Here is a 17,585-nt window from a genome sequence, read left to right on the forward strand (position 1 = left end):
CCGAACGGAAGCTATTGCGGATACTCATTATGGGTACGGTGACGGCAACACCCAGTCCACTCCGCCCAGTCGACACGAGGCGGACTCAAAGAGGATACTCATTCATCCATGGAGGGGCGATGCTCGACTTCTCGGTCGAACCCGAGTTCCAGGCCAAGCTCGACTGGGCCGCGGCCTTCGTCCGGGAGGAGGTGGAACCGCTCGACCTCCTCTTCCCGCACGGCGGCGATCCGTACGACACCCGCAACCAGAAGTCCCGCGCCGTCCTGCGCCCGCTCCAGGAGCAGGTCCGCGCGCAGGGCCTGTGGGCCTGTCACCTCGGCCCCGAACTCGGGGGCCCCGGCTACGGCCAGGTCAGGCTCGCCCTGCTCAACGAGATCCTCGGCCGCTCCTACTGGGCGCCGACCGTCTTCGGCACGGCCGCCCCGGACACCGGGAACGCGGAGATCCTCGCGATGTTCGGCACCGAGGAGCAGAAGGCCCGCTATCTGCAGCCGCTGCTCGACGGCGACATCGTCTCCACCTTCTCGATGACCGAGCCACAAGCCGGCGCCGATCCCAAGGAGTTCGTGTGCACCGCCCGGCGCGACGGCGACGAGTGGGTCATCGACGGGGAGAAGTGGTTCTCCTCCAACGCCCGTTACGCGGCGTTCCTCATCGTCATGGCCGTCACCGACCCCGAGGCGCCGCCGCACGCCCGGATGTCGATGTTCGTCGTCCCGGCCGGGACACCGGGCATCGAGATCAAGCGCAACGTCGCCGCGATGGACGAGCGCGACTCCCTGGACGAGGGCATCCACGCCTACATCCGCTACCGCGGGGTCCGCGTCCCGCTCGACGCCATGCTCGGCGGCCCCGGCAGGGGCTTCGAGGTCGCGCAGGCCCGGCTCGGCGGCGGACGGGTGCACCACGCCATGCGTACCGTCGGCAAGTGCACCCGCGCCTTCGACATGATGTGCGAGCGGGCGCTGTCCCGGCGCACCCAGGGCACTCTGCTGGCCGAGAAGCAGGCGGTGCAGCAGTTCATCGCGGACTCCTGGCTGGAGTTGCAGCAGTTCCGGCTGCTCGTCCTGAACACCGCCTGGCTCATCGACACCCAGCCGCACGGTGCCGCCCGCACCCAGATCGCCATGTGCAAGGTCGCCACCGCCAAGGTGCTGCACGACATCGTCCAGCGCGCCGTCCACCTGCACGGCTCGCTCGGCACCACCGGCGAACTCCCGCTCGCCAAATGGTGGATGGCCGCCCCCAACCTCGCTCTCGCCGACGGCCCGACGGAGGTGCACCGCACCACGATCGCCAAACAGGTCCTGCGCGGGTACCGGCCCGCCGAGGGGCTGTTCCCCAGCGAGCACATCCCGCCGAAGCTGGACGCCGCCCGCAAGCGGTACGCGCACATCATCGACGACGACGGCCTCACCGGCCGGGTGGAGGCGTGAAGTCCCCCGCCGACCTGTTCGACCTCACCGGCCGGGTCGCCCTCGTCACCGGGGGCAGCCGGGGCCTGGGCCGGGAGATGGTGCTCGCCTTCGCCGCGGCGGGCGCCGACGTGGTGATCGCCAGCCGCAAGGCCGACGCGTGCGAGAAGGTGGCCGCGGAGGTCCGCGAACTCGGCCGACGCGCCTTGCCGGTCGCGGCCCACGTCGGCCACTGGGACGACCTCACCCGGCTCGCGGACGTCGCCTACTCCGAGTTCGGCACCGTCGACGTCCTGGTCAACAACGCCGGCATGTCCCCGCTGGCGCCCTCGTCGGCCGCCACGAGCGAGGAACTCTTCGACAAAGTGATCGGGGTCAACTTCAAGGGCCCCTTCCGACTGGCCTCGTTGGTCGGGCAGCGCATGGCGGACGCGGGCGGCGGCTCGATCATCAACGTGTCCTCGTCGGGCGCGCTGATGCCCCAGCCCCGGTTCGGCCCCTACGCGGGCGCCAAGGCCGCACTCAACGCGCTCACCACCGTCTTCGCTCTGGAGTACGGCCCGACGGTCCGGGTGAACACCATCTCCGCGGGTCCGTTCCTCACGGACATCTCCAGGTCCTGGACGGAGGAGAAGCGCCGGAGCACCCGTAGCGCGGTGGGGCGCCCGGGGCGGCCCGAGGAGATCGTCAGCACCGCGCTGTACCTCGCCAGTGACGCCTCGAGCTATACGACGGGCGCCCTGATCCGGGTGGACGGCGGGCTGTACTAGACGGCGACGTGGCTCGTGACCTCGTCCACCAGTCCCCACGTGAACGCCTCGGCGGCGCTCAACTCGGCGCCGGACAGGGCGAGATAGACGGTGCGTTCCCGGCCGATCCGGGCCGGGAGGCTCGCTGTGCCGCCCGCGCCGGGGATCAGGCCCATGCCCACTTCGGGCAGCCGGATGACGGTGTCCGGCGCGGCCCGCACCCGGCCCGCGAACGCCGGGAGTTCGATGCCCGCGCCCACACAGGCGCCGTGCAGATGTGCCGTCACCTTGTGGGCGCACCGCTGAAGGAGGGCGGCGGGGCTGCGCTCGACGCGGACCAGGTGGGCCTGCGCGGGGTCACGGGACGTACCGAACTCGGCGAGGTCGCCCCCGCTGCAGAAGGCGGGTCCGTTGCCACGCAGGTCGACGTGGCTGACCGTGGGGTCGGCCACGGCGACGTGCAGGGCCTCGCACAGGGCGTCCCGGGTCGCGGCGTCGAAGGCGTTGCGCACCCCGGGCCGGTCGAGCGTGACGGTGAGCAGGGAGCCGTCGCGGGTCAGCCCTACCGGTTCGGCGGCCGGGCGCGGGGTGCGGCGGCGGGCCGAGGCCAGCCAGGTACGGAATCCGGTGCCGGCCTGGAGCGTGGAGTAAGCGAGGGATTCGACGACCAGGCGCTCGGGTCCGGTGAGCCGGGCGCCCATGCGCAGCACCTGTACGAGAGCGAGGGCGGCCGCGGGCTGGGCCGTGACGACGTCCGCCAGACGGCGTGCGGTCAGGTGCGGGTCCGTACCGCCGACCCAGGGGCGGGGCGGGTCGGGGGTGGCGGTGAGCAGGACGTCGAAGCCGCCCGGCGCGTCGCGGTGTTCGGCCGCGACACCCACCCGGACACACCCCCGGGGCTCCCCCGCGCTCGGCGGGGGTGTGCGGTCGAGATCGACCAGTTCGAAGGGCGGCTGCATGAGCACCGGAGTGTAATGTGAAGCCGCCTCCGCGGAGAAGGGCGTTCACGTGGTGAAGAATGCTGCTCTCGATCAGTGGCTGGAGCCGGTGGAGCCGTTCCTCGGCCCGCTCACCGCCGCGGCGCAGGACTTCACCCGTCTCACCGGCGTACCGGTCGACCTGCCCACGGTCCTCTTCCTGCGCGCGGAGCTGGCCGGTCACTCCCTTCCCGGCCGCACGTCGGCGGGCGGTTCCTGCCGTCTTCTGCGTACGGCCGACGGCTGGGCCGCGGTCAACCTGGCCCGGCCCGACGACCTGGCCGCCGTGCCCGCGCTCGTCGCACTGCTGGGATCACCGGACGCGGAACTCTCGAAGGCCGCGGAACGGGCTACGGCGGCCGAGGTCGCCCGTGCCGCCCAGTTGCTCGGTATCGCGGCGGCGGAGCTCGGGGCGGCCCGTGGTCGACGAGTGCCGGTGCTGGCCCACCGCCCGGGACGGCGGCGGAGCCTGAGCCGGGTTCGGATCGTCGACTTCTCCGCCCTGTGGGCGGGCCCGTTGTGCGCACGGTTGCTGGGACTCGCGGGCGCCGAGGTCGTGAAGGTGGAGAGCACGACCAGACCGGACGGCGCCCGGTTCGGCGTGCCCGGCTTCTACGGCTGGCTGCACGGCGGGCACGAGAGCCTGGTGCTGGACTTCCCCTCCGAAGCGCTCACCGAGGTCGTCGCCGGGGCCGACGTGGTCATCGAGGCGTCACGCCCACGGGCGCTGCGGCGGCTGGGCATCGACGCCGAGCGCTTCCTCGCCGACCGGCCCGGCCGGGTCTGGGTCGGCATCACCGGATACGGCCGCGACGACGACCGTATCGCCTTCGGTGACGACGCGGCGGTGGCCGGCGGGCTCACCGGACTCGACGGCGAGGGCGACCCCGTCTTCCTCGGTGACGCGCTCGCCGACCCCGTCACCGGAGTCCTCGCCGCGCACGCCGCGGCACGCTCCCTCGCCCGGGGCGGCGGGGAGTTGCTGTGCGTGTCCATGGCCGCCTGCGCGGCGGCCCTCGCCGGTTCCGCCGTGCGGGAGCGTCGGCCGTGCTGATCAGGAACGTCGAGGTCGAGGGCCGCGGCCGCGTGGATGTGCGCATCGCGGACGGTCGGGTCGTCGAGATCGGGGAGCGCCTGGCTGCTCGGGGCGAGTCGGACGGGCGGGGGCGGCCGCATGGGGAACGGCAACCGGGACGGTATACGACGCCGGGAGCACGGGGCACGGAACGCGACAGCACGCCCGGCGCGACGCACACGGGCCTGGGCGGAACACCCGGAGTGAGTGGCGGGCCCGGTGAACAGCCTCCGGAGCACGTCGAGTTGGACGGCCGTGGCGGAGCCCTGCTGCCCGGTCTGCACGACCACCACATCCATCTGGCCGCCCTCGCCGCCGAGGCGTCCTCCGTGCGGGTGGGCCCCCAGGACGTGCGCGGCCGGGAGGAGTTCGCGGCGGCTCTGCGGACCGGGGCCCCGGGTGAGTGGGTGCGGGCCGTCGGGTACCACGAGAGCGTCGCCGGAGAGCTGGACCGGTGGCTGCTGGACGGTTGGGCCCCCGACCGCCCCGTCCGCGTCCAGCACCGCACCGGGGCCCTGTGGGTGTGGAACAGCGCGGCACTGCGCGCGGCCGGGCTGGACGTGGGCGGCGACGGACGGTTCTGGCGGGAGGACGAGCGGCTGCGCGGATACGTCCCGCCGGTGCGGCTGGACCTGGAGGGTGTGGGGCGGCGGGCGGCGGCGCTGGGAGTCACCGGGTTCACCAACGCGGACCCTCATCCCGGCCCCGGTCTCACCCAGTTGCTGTCGGTGCTGCCTCAGCGTCTCGTCGTGATGGGCGTGGATCCGCCGGTGAAGCTGATGCTCGACGACACGACTCTGCCGACGCCGGGCGACCTCGCCGCCACGGTGACCCGGGTACGGCCCCGGCCGGTCGCCGTGCACTGTGTGACCCGGGTGCAGTTGCTGGTGACCCTGCTCGCCCTGGACGAGGCGGGTCCGGTCGCCGGTGACCGGATCGAGCACGGGTCCGTGATCCCGGTCGAGACGATCGAGTGGATCGGGCGGCTCGGGCTGACGGTGGTGACGCAGCCGCACTTCCCCGTGGAGCGGGCGGCGGCCTACGCCACGGACACCGACTCCGACGACCGGCCGCACCTGTACCGCTGCCGCACCCTGGCCGAGGCCGGGATCCCCGTCGCCGCGGGCACGGACGCGCCGTACGGTACGGCCGACCCCTGGGCGGTGATGCGGGCGGCGGTCGGGCGGGACGACGGCGAGTCGATCGCGCCCCGGGCGGCCCTGGGCCTGTTCCTCGGGGAGCCGACCCGCCCCGGCCGGGCCCGGCAGGTGACGGTCGGTACGGCCGCCGACCTGTGTCTGCTCCACGTGCCCCTGCGCGAGGTTCTGGACACGCTCTCCGGGCAGACCGTCCGCGCCGCCTTCGTCGCCGGACGACCGGTGCGCTGAGCGCCCTGTCCATTCCCTTGACTCACGCAATCAAGACGGGTAGACCTGATCGAAGTAATCGTAGAACGACCGGTCGGTACTCACAATTCATCTCACCAGTCACCTCAGGATGCAGCTCGAAAAGAGGTTCGGCCCGTGTTCAAGGAATTCGTCGTGTCGGGGGACTCGCACATCATCGAGCCGGTAGATCTGTTCAAGACCCGGCTGCCCAGGAGCCTCAGGGAACGAGCCCTGTGGGAAGAGGAGTTCACCCTGGACGAGCCGATCGTGGAGGGCGGCCACACCGAGTTCAAGAAGCTCCACACCATCGGTTACGACGGCTGGACCATCTCCAAGTACCGCCAGTTCGGTGGCGCGACCCCGGACGGCGAGCCGGACCACATCCTCCGGGACATGAACCTCGACGGCGTCGACGCCTCGGTGATGTTCCCCAACCTGTCGCTGTTCGTCCTGTTCACCGACGACCACGAGCTGTCGATGGCGCACGCGCGCGTGTGGAACGACTACATCGCCGAACGCTTCCTGACGCACAAGGACCGCCTGCGCCCGACGGCGGCGATCCCCGTGACCGACATCCCGGACGCCGTCGCCGAGGTCGAGCGGTGCGCGCGCCTCGGGCTCGGCGCGATCCTGATCCCGGAGACCCCGGACGTGCCGTACGCGTCCCGGGTGTACGACCCGCTGTGGGCCGCCGCCCAGTCGCACGGGATGCCGGTGTTCATCCACGTCGCCACCGGTGGCGTGAAGACGAAGGAACACACCTCGCAGACGGCGACGACGGTCCGCCAGATGATGATGGCCGTCAACATGGGCAAGGGCCAGCTCACCGACGACATGGTGTCGGGCCGGCTGCAGAACGCCGCGGCCGGGTTCTCCAGCCCGCAGCGCATCATCGCCGACCTCGTCGGCGGCGGTGTCTGTGAGCGCTACCCCGAACTGCACTTCAACCTCATCGAGTTCAGCGCCGGCTGGCTGGTGTCGTACATGGGCTTCATGGACAAGTCGTTCCGGACCGGCATCGGCCAGGACGCCGACTGGTGGCTCGGCTTCTGGGACGACGACCGCTCGCCGAACGACCAGCCGGCCATGGGGCGGCTCTTCACGATCAACGAGAAGTGGCCCTACCCGCTCAAGCCCAGCGAGTACATCCGGCGGCAGATCCACGTGCAGTTCGCGGACGACCCCACCGCGGTCCAGGCCCGCAACATCACCGGCGTCTCGACGATCATGTGGGGCAACGACTACCCGCACGCCGAGGGCACCTTCCGCAGCAGCGCCGACTGCATCGCGTACAACTTCGACGCGACGGTCTCCGACGAGGACCGGGCGGCGATCCTGGGCGGAACGCTGGCGGACGTCGTGCACTTCGACAAGTCGAGGAAGCTGGCACCGGTGAAGGTCACCGAGGGCACCTGACCGGCACACGGCCGGGGGTGACCGTGGACGTGGTCACCCCCGGGCGCACCGTCAGCCCAGCAGTTCCAGCGCCTCCTCCAGCAGCACCGGCAGCGCGGGCAGCATGCGGCGGTGCATGTCCTTCAACTCCTCCGACTTCCGCGCCCGTTTGATGAGCAGGGCGGTCGCCGCGGACTCCTTGTACTTCGTCAGCGCCTCGAACCAGCCCAGGTCGGCGAGGCGTTCACCACGCTCCTCCTGGTAGGCCTCCAGGAGTTCCGCCTTGCCGGGCATCCCGGTCGGCTCGTCGGAGACGGACGCGGGATGGCGGGCCTCGTCGGTGAAGAAGGTCAGCCAGGTGACGTCGACCCTGGGGTCGCCCGGCGTCCAGATCTCCCAGTCGATGACCGCGGTGACCCGGCCCGCCTCGCACAGCGTGTTGCCGAGCCGGTAGTCGCCGTGGGTGAACACCGGTGCCATGGCGGGCGGCACCGTGGCGTGCAGCCGCTCCGCGACCTTCTCGTGTCCTGTGCGCAGGTCGTCGGGGACGGTCGTGAACGCGCGGGTCCAGCGGTCGATCTCGTCGGTGAGGCGCACCACGGGCTCCGCGGTGTCGGCTGTGTCCGCCGGGTCGACCCGGTGCAGGGCGGCGAGCATGCGGGCGGCGTCCAGGGCGCGGGCCCGGACATGTGCGGCGGGGACCCGGCCGCGCGGCACGAGGACCGGTTCCACACACTCCCCCGGCACCAGCTCCATCGCCACGAAGGGCGGAGCGCCGCCGTCGTGGAACAGCACCCGGGGTACGCGTACGCCCGGCCGCCCCCACAGCGCCACCATGATCCGGCCCTGTCTGAGGACGTCCCGGTTGCGCACCGGCGGCAGGCCGGGCGGGGCCACCTTGAGGACCACGCGCTCGTGCCCGGCCGGAACACCCGACAGCTCGGCCACGTAGGTCAGGCTGGAGGAGCCTCCGGTGAGCGGCTCGATGCCCTCCAGCACGGCGTCGGGTGCCCAGCGGCGGGCGGCGACCGCGGTGCGGGCGGTCAGGTCGCGCAGCAGGTCAGGGCTGTTCATGTCGCTCCACCCGCCCGGTGTCGCTCTCGGTCCTCGGTGGTCAGTGCGGCGACGATGTCGCGGCGGATCAGCTTGCCGGTGGGGGTGCGGGGCAGTTCGGTCCAGTACGTGATGCGGTCGGGCGTCCTCGACCCGCGCAGGGTGTCGCGCACCGCCGTACGCAGCTCGCCGGCGTCCACCGGAGTGCCGTCGCGGGGCACGACGACGGCCTCGATGCGCTGGCCCCACTCCTCGTCCGGCACCCCCACGACGACGGCGTCGAGCACGGCCGGGTGGCGCAGCAGGACGTCCTCGATCTCGGCCGGGGCGATGTTCTCCGCCCCGCGGATGATGGTGTCGTCGGCCCGGCCCTCGATGTAGAGGTAGCCGTCGGCGTCGAGGCGCCCGCGGTCGCGGGTGTGGAAGAAGCCCCGCTCGTCGGTCGCGGGGCCCTGCCCGGCGTACTCGCCCGAGACCTGCTCGCCCCGCACCCATATCTGCCCGGACGCGCCCGCCCCGACGACCTCGCCGACCTCGTCCCGGACCTCCAACTCGACGCCGGGCAAGGGCACTCCGGCCGATCCGAGCCGCGCCCGCAACCCGGCTGCGTCGCTCGCGAGCGCGTCCCGGTGCTCCCGCGGACCCAGCACCGAGATCGTGGACGAGGTCTCGGTCAGCCCGTAGGCGTTCACGAAGTCCACGTGCGGCCATGCGCCGAGCGCGGTCTCGATCACCCGCACCGGCATCCGCGCGCCACCGTAGGCGAGGGCGCGCAGCGAGGGCACCGACCGGTCGAGACCGTCGGTGTCCATGATCCGGGCGAGCATCGTCGGTACGACCATCGCATGGGTGATGCTCTCGTCACGGACCAGGCCGAGCCAGCCCCGGGCCGTGAACTGTTCGAGGGTGAGGGCACGGCGCCCCGCGTACAGGTTGGTGAGCACGTTCGACACGGCGGCTATGTGGTACGGCGGCACACTCACCAGGGCCGCCTCGTCAGGGCCGGCTCCGGCGAACTCCACGGTGCCGAGGACGTACGACACCAGGTTGCGGTGCCGCAGCACCACGCCCTTGGGCGCCGAGGTCGTGCCGCTGGTGTAGATGAGGACGGCCGGGGAGTCGTTGTGCGCGGCATCGTCGGAGCCGCCGTCACCGGCCGCCGTCTCCAGCCATCGGGCGGGGCTCAGCACCGGCAGCCCGGCCCGGCGCAGTGCCTCGGACTGCTCGGGGTCGGCGATGCCGAGGGCGCGCGGATGGTTGGCGAGCAGGCTGTCCAACTGGTCTGTTCCGAGGCGGTAGTTGACGGGCACCAGCGGCACCCCGGCGCGGGCGGCGGCGAACAGGGCGACCGGGAAGGCGGGGCCGTTCACCGCGAGGTACAGGATCGCGTCGGCGTCCGCGTCACGGACGGCCCGCGCGCCGCCGGCGGCGAGTTCGCGCAGCCGCACCGGGTTCAGTCCGCCCTCGGCGCGTCCGATCACGGTCCGGTCGCCGAACCCGTCGGCGGCCATGTCCAGCAGCATCGTCACGTTCATCGGGCCGGTCCCGCCCCTCAGTCCGAAGCCGGCAGCGGTTTGGGGCCCTTGAGGGCGAGCGGGGTGCCGTTGACCGCCAGGGTGCCCTGCCCCGCCTTGGTGCACAGCAGCTCGACGCCGGTCGCCTCGTCGGCGTAGCGCTTGCCGAGTTGTGTTCCGCTCATCAGTCCGGGATCGGGCGTGCCCGTCCGCGGCCCGCCCGGGTCGGTCATCGCCGCGCCCGCGCAGGTGATCTCCAGATCGTCGTCCGGGACACGCACGACGACCACCGTCGTCGAGTCGACCGTACTGGCGAGCATCTGCCCCACGCGTGGCTTCATTCCGGCTTCCTCCGCGAGTCTCGGGGTGCGTCTCGTGCTGTTTCGTGCCGTCACATGCCGTCTCATGCCGTCTCGGCGCCGAAAAGCGTATACGGATTATGTGGATCACGTCGAGATGGCGGAGTCGCAGTCCCGGTGAGTGGGCGGGTGCGGCGGCCGCGGGAACGGAGCCGCCTACGGTGACCCGATGGACCTCAGCACCGTCCTCTACGAGGTGACCGATCACGTCGCCACCGTCACCCTGAACCGGCCGCACGCCATGAACAGCTTCACCCAGGAGATGCTCGACGACTTCTCCCTGGTCTGGCACACCGTCAAGCAGGACGACGACGTGCGCGTGGTCATCCTGCGCGGGGCGGGCGACCGCGCCTTCTGCACCGGCATGGACGTCAGGGAGGGGATCCACCGGCATCCCAACGTCTGGTCGCAGACGGACCCCGGGGAGTTCCTGTCGCCGAAGCTGAACCAGGTGTGGAAGCCGCTGGTGTGCGCGGTGCACGGCATGGCCGCCGGCGGGGCGTTCTACTGGCTCAACGAGGCCGACATCATCATCTGCTCCGAGGACGCGACGTTCTTCGATCCGCACGTCAGCTACGGCCTCACCGCCGCACTGGAACCGATCGGCCTGGCCCGGCGCATCCCTCTCGGCGAGGCCCTGCGCATCGCCCTGCTCGGCCTGGACGAGCGGGTGTCGGCGGCGCGCGCCCTGCAGATCGGCCTGGTCAGCGAGGTCGTGCCGGGCGAGGAACTCTTCGAGCGCGCCGACAGGATCGCCCGGATCATCGCCGCGAAGCCGCCCGCCGCGATCCAGGGCACGGTCCGGGCGATCTGGGAGTCGCTGGACGCGACCCGCACCCAGGCACTGCGCACCGGCCTGTCCTACACACAGATCGGCAACCCCCTGGGCAAGGCCGAGGTCGACCGCGCGGCGGTGCCCAGGGACCGGTGGACTCTGCGCTGACGCCTCCCATGCTCTCCAAACGAAGAGGGCACTCTATTCGACCAGGAGATTTCATGCGGTTCGGCATGCCATGGCCCGGCCCCGAGGTCGCGCGGGAGGCGGAGGAGGCCGGTGTGAGCGCCTTCTGCGCCTCGGAGTTCGCCGACCACGACGCCTACGTCACCCTGGCGGAGATCGTCGCGGGCACCAGGGACGCCCTGGTCGGCCCGGCCATCGCCTACGCCTTCTCGCGCACCCCGTACGCGCACGCCACCGCACTGCGTCAGCTGCACGCGAAGGCCCCGGGCCGGCTGTTCCTCGGCCTGGGCAGCGCCGCGTTCCGCATCAACCGTGACTGGCTGGGCGTCCCCCCGGAACGCCCCGTGGCCCGGATCGCCGACACCGTCTCGGCCGTCCGCGCCTGGCTGCACGCGGAGAACGGCGAGAAGGTACGGCACACCGGGGAGTTCTACGCGATCGACGCCGACGTACGCGCCCCCGTCCTCGGCCGGCTCGACATCCCCGTCCTGCTCGCCGCGTTCAACTCCGGTATGGCCAGGACCGCCGGCCGGGTCGCCGACGGGGTCATCGGCCACGGGCTGTTCACCCGTTCCTGGTGGAACGACGTGGTACGGCCCGCCGTCGGGACCGGATCGGGCACGAACGCCCGCCCCCTGGAACACGGTTGGGTGATCACGGCGATCGACGACACCGCTCCCGAACGGGCCGTCGAGGACGCCCGCCGCATGATCGCCTTCTATCTCACCGTGCGGACGTACGACCCGTTCGTCGCCCACCACGGCTGGGCGGGACCCGTCGAACAACTGCGGGCGGCCTTCCGCGCGGGTGACACCGACGGCATGGCCAAGGCCGTCACCGACGAGATGGTCGCCGCGATCGCCCTCTGCGGCACCACCGCCGAGGCCCGCAAGGCTCTCGCGGCGCGCGCCGACGCGCTCCCCCGCGACGTCGGGTACTTCGCCCCGCCCAGCTTCCTCGTGGGCCGCAAACGCCGGGCCGCCTATGCCCGTTCGAGCCTCGCGCTGATCGAGGCGCTGCCGGGACGGGCCGCCGCCGAGACCGCCGCAGATTGAGAAGAGGGAGACGGACATGCCCGAGCCGTACGCGTTCTCCACGCAGCTCTACATCGACGGGCGGCGCGCCGACGGGGAATCGGACAAGCGCGTCGTCGTGCGCAACCCGGCGACGGAGGAAGTGGTCGCGGAGGTGGCGCAGTCCTCGGTGGCCGATGTGCGACGGGCGATCGAGGCGGCGCGCCGGGCCTTCGACGAGGGGCCGTGGCCGCGCATGAGGTGGGCCGAGCGGGCCGCCGTACTGCTGCGGCTGGCCGAGGAGTTGGAGCGGCGGCTGCCCGAGCTGGTGGCCCTGAACATGGCCGAGGCGGGCTCGGTGCGATGGCTCGCGGAGAGCCTTCAGACCCGGATGCCGGTCGCACATCTGCGGGACATGGCCGAGCGGGTGATGCCGGCCTTCGCCTGGGAGCGGCCGATGGATCCCACGTTCGCGCCGGGCACGGCCGTCTTCCAAGGGGTGGTGCGGCGCGAGGCGTTCGGGGTGTGCGCGCTGATCCCGGCGTACAACTTCCCTTTCTTCCTCAGCATGATGAAGCTGATCCCGGCGCTCGCGGCGGGCTGCACGGTCGTGCTGAAACCGGCTCCCGCGACCCCGCTGGAGTCGCTGCTCCTGGGTGACTTCGCCGATGCCGCCGAGCTGCCGGCGGGGGTGTTGAACATCGTGACCGGCGACGCCGGGGCCGGGCGGGAGCTGACCACCCACCCGATGGTGGACCTGGTGAGTTTCACCGGGTCGGACGCGGTCGGGCGGATGGTGCACAGCCAGGCGGCGGGCTCCACGAAGAAGGTGATCCTGGAGCTCGGCGGCAAGTCCGCGAGCATCGTCCGCGCGGACGCCGACCTCGACGGCGCCGTACGGGCGGCGTTCTCGGGCATCACCACCCATGCGGGGCAGGGCTGTTCGCTGCTGACCCGCTCGCTGGTCCACGCGTCCGTGCACGACGAGTTCGTCGAGCGGCTGCACACCGCCCTCGCCGCGGTCCGGGTCGGCGACCCCGCCGACGAGGCGACCACGATGGGTCCGCTGATCAGCGAGGCCCAGCGCGACAAGGTGGAGAAGCTGATCCGCGCCGGCGAGGAGGAGGGGGCGGGGATCGTGTGCGGCGGGGGGCGCCCGACGGGACTCGACCGCGGGTACTTCGTCGAGCCGACGCTCTTCGTCGACGTCGACAACGCGATGACGATCGCCCGGACCGAGTTCTTCGGCCCGGTCGGCGTGGTCATCCCCTTCCGGGACGACGAGGAAGCCGTGCGGATCGCCAACGACAGTCCCTACGGCCTGTCCGGCGCCGTCTGGAGCGCCGACACGGTGACGGCGTACGAGCTCGCCACCCGGATCCGCACCGGCACCGTCACGATCAACGGCGGAAGTGCCGGGGTCAGTCCCCGGACTCCGTTCGGCGGGTACAAGCAGAGCGGACTGGGCCGGGAGTGGGGGGAGTTCGGGCTCGATGAGTATCTGCAGACCAAGAGCGTGAACTGGGCGGCACGTTGAGCGAGGTGCCGTCGCGTCCAGGTGCGGCTGTCCGCGTGGGCGCGGACCGGCCACGACCGCGCCGCGCCCGCTCACCCCACCAGCACCACCGCGGACCCCATCCCGCCTCCCGCGCACATGGCCGCGACAGCCACGCCCCCGCCCCGCCGCCGCAACTCGTGCGCCAGCGTCACGACCATGCGCGTTCCGGTCGTCGCGATCGGATGACCGAGACTGCAGCCGCTCCCGAACGGGTTGACGCGCTCCTCGTCCAGCCCCAACTCCCGTACGGCGGCGATGGGTACCGCGGCGAACGCCTCGTTCACCTCGAACAGGTCCACGTCCCCGACCGCGAGCCCGGCCCGGTCGAGCGCCTTGCGTATCGCGAGGACCGGCGCCAGTCCGGTCCGTACGGGATCGACCCCCACACTCGCCCAGGCCCGCACCGAGGCGAGCGGCGCGACCCCGTACCGCGCGGCCACATCCGCCGAGGCGACGACCACCGCGGCCGCCCCGTCGTTCACCCCGCTCGCGTTCCCCGCGGTGATGGAGAACCCGTCGATCTCCGGATGCAGGGGCTTCAGCGCGGCCAGCTTCTCCGCGCTGGTGTCGCGCCGCGGGTGCTCGTCCACCTCGAACACCGACGTCACACCACCGCGGTCGGTCACCTCCACCGGCACGATCTCGTCCAGGAACCGGCCCTCCTGGACGGCCCGCACGGCCCGCTGATGCGAGCGCAGCGCCCATGCGTCCATCTCCGCGCGGGAGATGCCGGCGATCCGGGCCGTGTTCCAGCCGACGAGGAGCCCCATGTCGTCGTTGGGTGCCTCGGGCGTCGGGGCATGGGAGGGCGACATCCACGGATCCTGCCAGTCGTCCGAGCCGGGCACCCGGCGCCGGGCCACCGGGGCCGTGGACGACGACTGCGTCCCGCCCGCGATCACCGCCCGGTCCATGCCGGCCCGGACACTCCCCGCGGCGGTCGCCACGCTCGCGAGCCCGGAGGCGCAGTGCCGGTTGTGCGCGAGGCCCGGCACATGTGCAAGACCGGCCCGGAGCGCCGCGTACCGGGCGATGTCCCCGCCCCCGGCCAGGGATTCGCCGAGGACGACGTCGTCGAACTCCTCGTGCGCGAGGCCACTGCGGCGCGCCGCCTCACGCACGACGACGGTGGCGAGGTCGAAGGCGCTGGTGTCCCGCAGGGTTCCTCGTCGAGCGGTTCCGATCGCGGTGCGGCACGCGGAGAGCAGAACGGCATCAGTCATGAATTGATGATACCCAAATTGGCCAACACTGCTTATGAAGCGGAGAGATCTCGACCGCTTCAGCAAAAGAGGATACTCTCTTCGGATGAACTTCGAGCTCAGTGACGAGCAGGCCATGCTGCGTGCGGCCTCGCGTGATCTGCTCTCGGACCACTCCCCCGTCGACCGGGTACGCGCCCGGCTCGACCGGGACGAGGACGCCGACCCCGAACTCTGGTCGCTGGCAGCGCGGTTGGGCTGGCCGGGACTGGCCCTGCCCGAGGAGTACGGCGGTGCCGGGCAGGGGCTGGTCGAACTCGCCCTCGTCGCCGAGGAGGCCGGGCGGGCGCTCGGCCGGGTTCCGTTCCTGCCGACCGTGATCGTCGGCCGTGCCCTCGCCGCCACCGGCACACCCCGGCTCCGGGCAGAGGTGCTGCCCGGCCTCGCCGCGGGATCGAGCTGGGCCACCTGGGCGGTCGCCGAACCGCACGCGCCCTGGACACTCGACGCGGTGCGGGCCACCGTCCGCGCCGAAGGTGACGAGTTCGTCCTCGACGGAGTCAAGACCGCCGTGCAGGACGCCGCCGGAGCCGACTGGCTGCTCGTCACCGCACTGCACGAGAACGAACCCGCGTCCTTCCTGGTCGCCCGGAACACCCCGGGCGTGACGGTCCGACGGCAACGCGTCCTGGATCCGACGCGCGCCCTGCACGAGGTCGGCTTCGAGGCCGTGCGTGTTCCCTCCGACCGCCGCCTGGACGCCGGTCCCGCCGCAATCCAGCGGCTGCTCGACGACGCGGCGGTGCTGCACTGCGCCGACGCGTTGGGGGTGATGGAGCGCATTCTGGAGCTCACCGTCGAACACGTCGGGAGGCGCGTGCAGTTCGGGCGCCCGATCGGCGCCTTCCAGGCCGTGAAGCACGCGTGTGCCGACATGGCGCTGCGTGTGCACGGCACCCGCGCCGCCACCTACTACGCGGCGATGGCCGCCGATGCCGACAGCCCCGACGCCGCCCGGTCGGCCTGTGCGGCCGCCGCGTACGCCTCGGCCTGCGCCGGTGAAGTCGCCGCCCGGGCCCTCCAGTTGCACGGGGGCATCGGTTTCACCTGGGAGCACGACCTGCATCTCCACCTGCGCCGGGCCAAGGCCGACGGCGTCCTGTACGGCGACGCCGGCGTCCACCGCGCCCGGCTCTGCACCCTGCTGCGTCCGGCCCCCGCGACCGTCTGAGCGCACGGAAAGGCAACCGATGGAGATCAAGGGCAAGAAGGCCGTCGTGTTCGGCGGCGCCTCCGGGATGGGCCGGGCCGCCGCCGAACTGCTCGCGGCCCGCGGCGCCGACGTGGTCGTACTCGACCGTCCCGGTTCGGCGGGCGCCGAGGTCGCGGCGGCGTTCGGCGGGCGCTTCCACCCCGTCGACGTCATGGACTTCGAGGGCACCGAGCGTGCGCTCGACGCGGCCGTCGCCTCGCTCGGCGGGCTGCACGTCTCGATCACCACGGCGGGTGGCGGAACCGTGCAGCGCACGCTCGGCAGGGGCGGCCCGCACGACCTGGACGCCTTCCGCCAGGTTCTCGACCTGAACGCCGTGGCCACCTTCAACATCAGCCGGCTCGCGGCCGCGCACATGAGCCGCAACGAGCCCGAGGATCCGGAGAGCACCGGCGAACGCGGCGTCATCGTGAACACCTCGTCGATCGCCGCGTTCGAGGGGCAGGTCGGCCAGGTCGCCTACTCGGCCGCCAAGGCCGCCATCGCCGGGATGTCCCTCACCATGGCCCGTGACCTCGGCTCGCTCGGTATCCGAGTGCTCGCCGTCGCGCCCAGCCTGTTCGAGACCGGGGCGACCGAAAAGATCCCGGCGGAGTCGCGGGCCGCGCTGGTGAAGGACGCCGCTTTCCCCAGACGGCTGGGGCGTCCGGAGGAGTACGCCAAGCTCGCGCTGGCCATCATCGACAACCCCATGCTGAACGGCCAGTGCCTGCGTCTCGACGCGGGCCAGCGGTTCGGCCCCAGATGACGGAGGCCCCATGTCCGACAACGCGATGTCCGGCAACGAGTTCGAGGGAAAGGTCGCCTTCGTCACCGGAGGCGGCCGCGGTTTCGGCAAGGCGTTCGGAGCCGCGCTGTCCGGGCGGGGCGCGCATGTCGTGCTCGCCGACATCGACGGTGATGTCGCCGAGGCCGCCGCCGAGGAGCTCACCGCGCTCGGCGGGAGTGCCACCGGGGTGGCCTGCGACGTGGCCGACGAGACCGCGGTCGACGCGGCGGTCGCGGAGGTGGTCCGACGCCATGGCGGCCTCGACATCCTGGTCAACAACGCCGGACTGCACGCCGCGTTCAACAAGCCGTTCGCGGAGCTCGGGCTGTCCAAGGTACGGCGGGTCTTCGACGTCAACGTCATGGGCGTCGTCATCTGCTCCCTCGCCGCACGGGAGGCCATGCGCGGGCGCCCCGGCGCCACGATCGTCAACATCTCCTCGTCGGCGGCCTACGCCAACCGGACGGTGTACGGCGTCTCGAAGCTCGCCGTGCGCGGGCTGACGGTGTCGTTCGCGCGGGAGTTCGCGCCCGACGGCATCCGCGTCAACGCGATCGCGCCGGGGCTGATCCTCACCGACACGGTCCGCGCCCAGCTGTCGCCGGCCGAGGCGGAGCGGGTCGTGGGCGAGCAGATCCTGCGCCGCGAGGGCGCGGAGCGGGATGTCGTGGAGGCGCTGCTGTATCTGGTCTCGCCCAGGTCGTCCTTCGTCACCGGGGAGACGCTGCGGGTGACGGGGGGATTCGCGCTGTCGGTGTGACACGGCAGCCGTGGGGGGCACAGCAGGAGGGGGGGGGGGGGGGGGGGGGGGGGCCCCGCCCCCCCCCCCCCCCCCCCCCCCCCCCCGGGGGGGGGGGGGGGGGGGCGGCCCCCCCCCCAAG

General features: G+C 72.3%; 16 protein-coding genes. 11 read left to right on the plus strand and 5 right to left on the minus strand.

Features of this window, described 5'->3' with window-relative positions:
• Nucleotides 1-119: 119 nt before the first annotated feature.
• Nucleotides 120-1,439 carry an acyl-CoA dehydrogenase family protein gene (locus tag ACFYRX_RS08445; protein ID WP_389097550.1) on the plus strand — a complete coding sequence of 440 codons (1,320 nt, stop codon included), beginning with the start codon at nucleotides 120-122 and terminating at the stop codon, nucleotides 1,437-1,439.
• On the plus strand, nucleotides 1,436-2,188 hold the full coding sequence (locus tag ACFYRX_RS08450) for an SDR family NAD(P)-dependent oxidoreductase (RefSeq protein WP_389097551.1): 753 nt from the start codon (nucleotides 1,436-1,438) through the stop codon (nucleotides 2,186-2,188). Before ACFYRX_RS08445 ends, ACFYRX_RS08450 begins: the two co-directional genes overlap by 4 nt.
• Here ACFYRX_RS08450 and ACFYRX_RS08455 read toward each other — a convergent pair.
• Nucleotides 2,185-3,126: an enoyl-CoA hydratase/isomerase family protein gene (locus tag ACFYRX_RS08455; protein ID WP_389097552.1), complete on the minus strand. Its 942-nt coding sequence runs from the start codon at nucleotides 3,124-3,126 to the stop codon at nucleotides 2,185-2,187. The two genes, ACFYRX_RS08450 and ACFYRX_RS08455, sit on opposite strands and share 4 nt — an antisense overlap.
• 49 nt (nucleotides 3,127-3,175) lie before the next feature.
• Between ACFYRX_RS08455 and ACFYRX_RS08460 the strand changes: the two genes are divergently transcribed.
• The 3 genes from ACFYRX_RS08460 to ACFYRX_RS08470 all read left to right on the plus strand — a co-directional run bounded on the left by ACFYRX_RS08460 (nucleotide 3,176) and on the right by ACFYRX_RS08470 (nucleotide 7,023).
• On the plus strand, nucleotides 3,176-4,198 hold the full coding sequence (locus ACFYRX_RS08460) for a CoA transferase (RefSeq protein WP_389097553.1): 1,023 nt from the start codon (nucleotides 3,176-3,178) through the stop codon (nucleotides 4,196-4,198).
• A complete protein-coding gene (locus tag ACFYRX_RS08465; RefSeq protein ID WP_389097554.1) occupies nucleotides 4,192-5,607 on the plus strand; it encodes an amidohydrolase family protein in 1,416 nt (471 codons plus the stop codon). Before ACFYRX_RS08460 ends, ACFYRX_RS08465 begins: the two co-directional genes overlap by 7 nt.
• A 135-nt stretch (nucleotides 5,608-5,742) precedes the next feature.
• Entirely contained in the window at nucleotides 5,743-7,023 is a 1,281-nt protein-coding gene (locus ACFYRX_RS08470; protein ID WP_389097555.1) for an amidohydrolase family protein, read from the plus strand.
• A gap of 51 nt (nucleotides 7,024-7,074) precedes the next feature.
• Here the strand turns inward: ACFYRX_RS08470 and ACFYRX_RS08475 are convergent, their stop codons facing one another.
• The 3 genes from ACFYRX_RS08475 to ACFYRX_RS08485 are packed head-to-tail and all read right to left on the minus strand — an operon-like array spanning nucleotide 7,075 to nucleotide 9,910.
• A complete protein-coding gene (locus ACFYRX_RS08475; protein ID WP_389097556.1) occupies nucleotides 7,075-8,076 on the minus strand; it encodes a phosphotransferase family protein in 1,002 nt (333 codons plus the stop codon).
• Nucleotides 8,073-9,590: a class I adenylate-forming enzyme family protein gene (locus ACFYRX_RS08480; protein ID WP_389097557.1), complete on the minus strand. Its 1,518-nt coding sequence runs from the start codon at nucleotides 9,588-9,590 to the stop codon at nucleotides 8,073-8,075. The genes ACFYRX_RS08475 and ACFYRX_RS08480 overlap by 4 nt, the downstream gene beginning before the upstream one ends.
• A 17-nt stretch (nucleotides 9,591-9,607) precedes the next feature.
• Nucleotides 9,608-9,910, minus strand: coding sequence for a hypothetical protein (locus ACFYRX_RS08485; protein ID WP_389097558.1), 303 nt, complete (start codon nucleotides 9,908-9,910; stop codon nucleotides 9,608-9,610).
• A 187-nt stretch (nucleotides 9,911-10,097) separates the two neighbouring features.
• Here ACFYRX_RS08485 and ACFYRX_RS08490 point away from each other — a divergent pair, with 187 nt between their 5' ends.
• From ACFYRX_RS08490 to ACFYRX_RS08500, 3 genes are read left to right on the plus strand one after another with little or no spacing between them, the layout of a single operon-like run.
• Nucleotides 10,098-10,871: an enoyl-CoA hydratase/isomerase family protein gene (locus ACFYRX_RS08490; RefSeq protein WP_389097559.1), complete on the plus strand. Its 774-nt coding sequence runs from the start codon at nucleotides 10,098-10,100 to the stop codon at nucleotides 10,869-10,871.
• Nucleotides 10,872-10,924: 53 nt separating this feature from the next.
• Nucleotides 10,925-11,944, plus strand: a complete 1,020-nt coding sequence (locus ACFYRX_RS08495; protein ID WP_389097560.1) for an LLM class flavin-dependent oxidoreductase — start codon at nucleotides 10,925-10,927, stop codon at nucleotides 11,942-11,944.
• Between the two features lie 16 nt (nucleotides 11,945-11,960).
• Nucleotides 11,961-13,439: an aldehyde dehydrogenase family protein gene (locus ACFYRX_RS08500; protein ID WP_389097561.1), complete on the plus strand. Its 1,479-nt coding sequence runs from the start codon at nucleotides 11,961-11,963 to the stop codon at nucleotides 13,437-13,439.
• Nucleotides 13,440-13,510: 71 nt separating this feature from the next.
• Here the strand turns inward: ACFYRX_RS08500 and ACFYRX_RS08505 are convergent, their stop codons facing one another.
• Nucleotides 13,511-14,683, minus strand: a complete 1,173-nt coding sequence (locus ACFYRX_RS08505) for a thiolase family protein (RefSeq protein ID WP_389097562.1) — start codon at nucleotides 14,681-14,683, stop codon at nucleotides 13,511-13,513.
• 85 nt (nucleotides 14,684-14,768) lie between these two features.
• Between ACFYRX_RS08505 and ACFYRX_RS08510 the strand changes: the two genes are divergently transcribed.
• The 3 genes from ACFYRX_RS08510 to ACFYRX_RS08520 are packed head-to-tail and all read left to right on the plus strand — an operon-like array spanning nucleotide 14,769 to nucleotide 17,464.
• The gene (locus ACFYRX_RS08510) at nucleotides 14,769-15,893 is read left to right on the plus strand and encodes an acyl-CoA dehydrogenase family protein (RefSeq protein WP_389097563.1); all 1,125 of its coding nucleotides are present in this window, start codon (nucleotides 14,769-14,771) and stop codon (nucleotides 15,891-15,893) included.
• Between the two features lie 19 nt (nucleotides 15,894-15,912).
• The gene (locus ACFYRX_RS08515) at nucleotides 15,913-16,683 is read left to right on the plus strand and encodes an SDR family NAD(P)-dependent oxidoreductase (protein ID WP_389097564.1); all 771 of its coding nucleotides are present in this window, start codon (nucleotides 15,913-15,915) and stop codon (nucleotides 16,681-16,683) included.
• A gap of 10 nt (nucleotides 16,684-16,693) precedes the next feature.
• Entirely contained in the window at nucleotides 16,694-17,464 is a 771-nt protein-coding gene (locus tag ACFYRX_RS08520; protein ID WP_389097565.1) for an SDR family NAD(P)-dependent oxidoreductase, read from the plus strand.
• The last annotated feature ends 121 nt before the right edge of the window (nucleotides 17,465-17,585 follow it).

The sequence above is a fragment of the Streptomyces sp. NPDC005374 genome, assembly GCF_042872225.1.
In the GTDB taxonomy this organism is placed as follows: Bacteria; Actinomycetota; Actinomycetes; order Streptomycetales; family Streptomycetaceae; genus Streptomyces.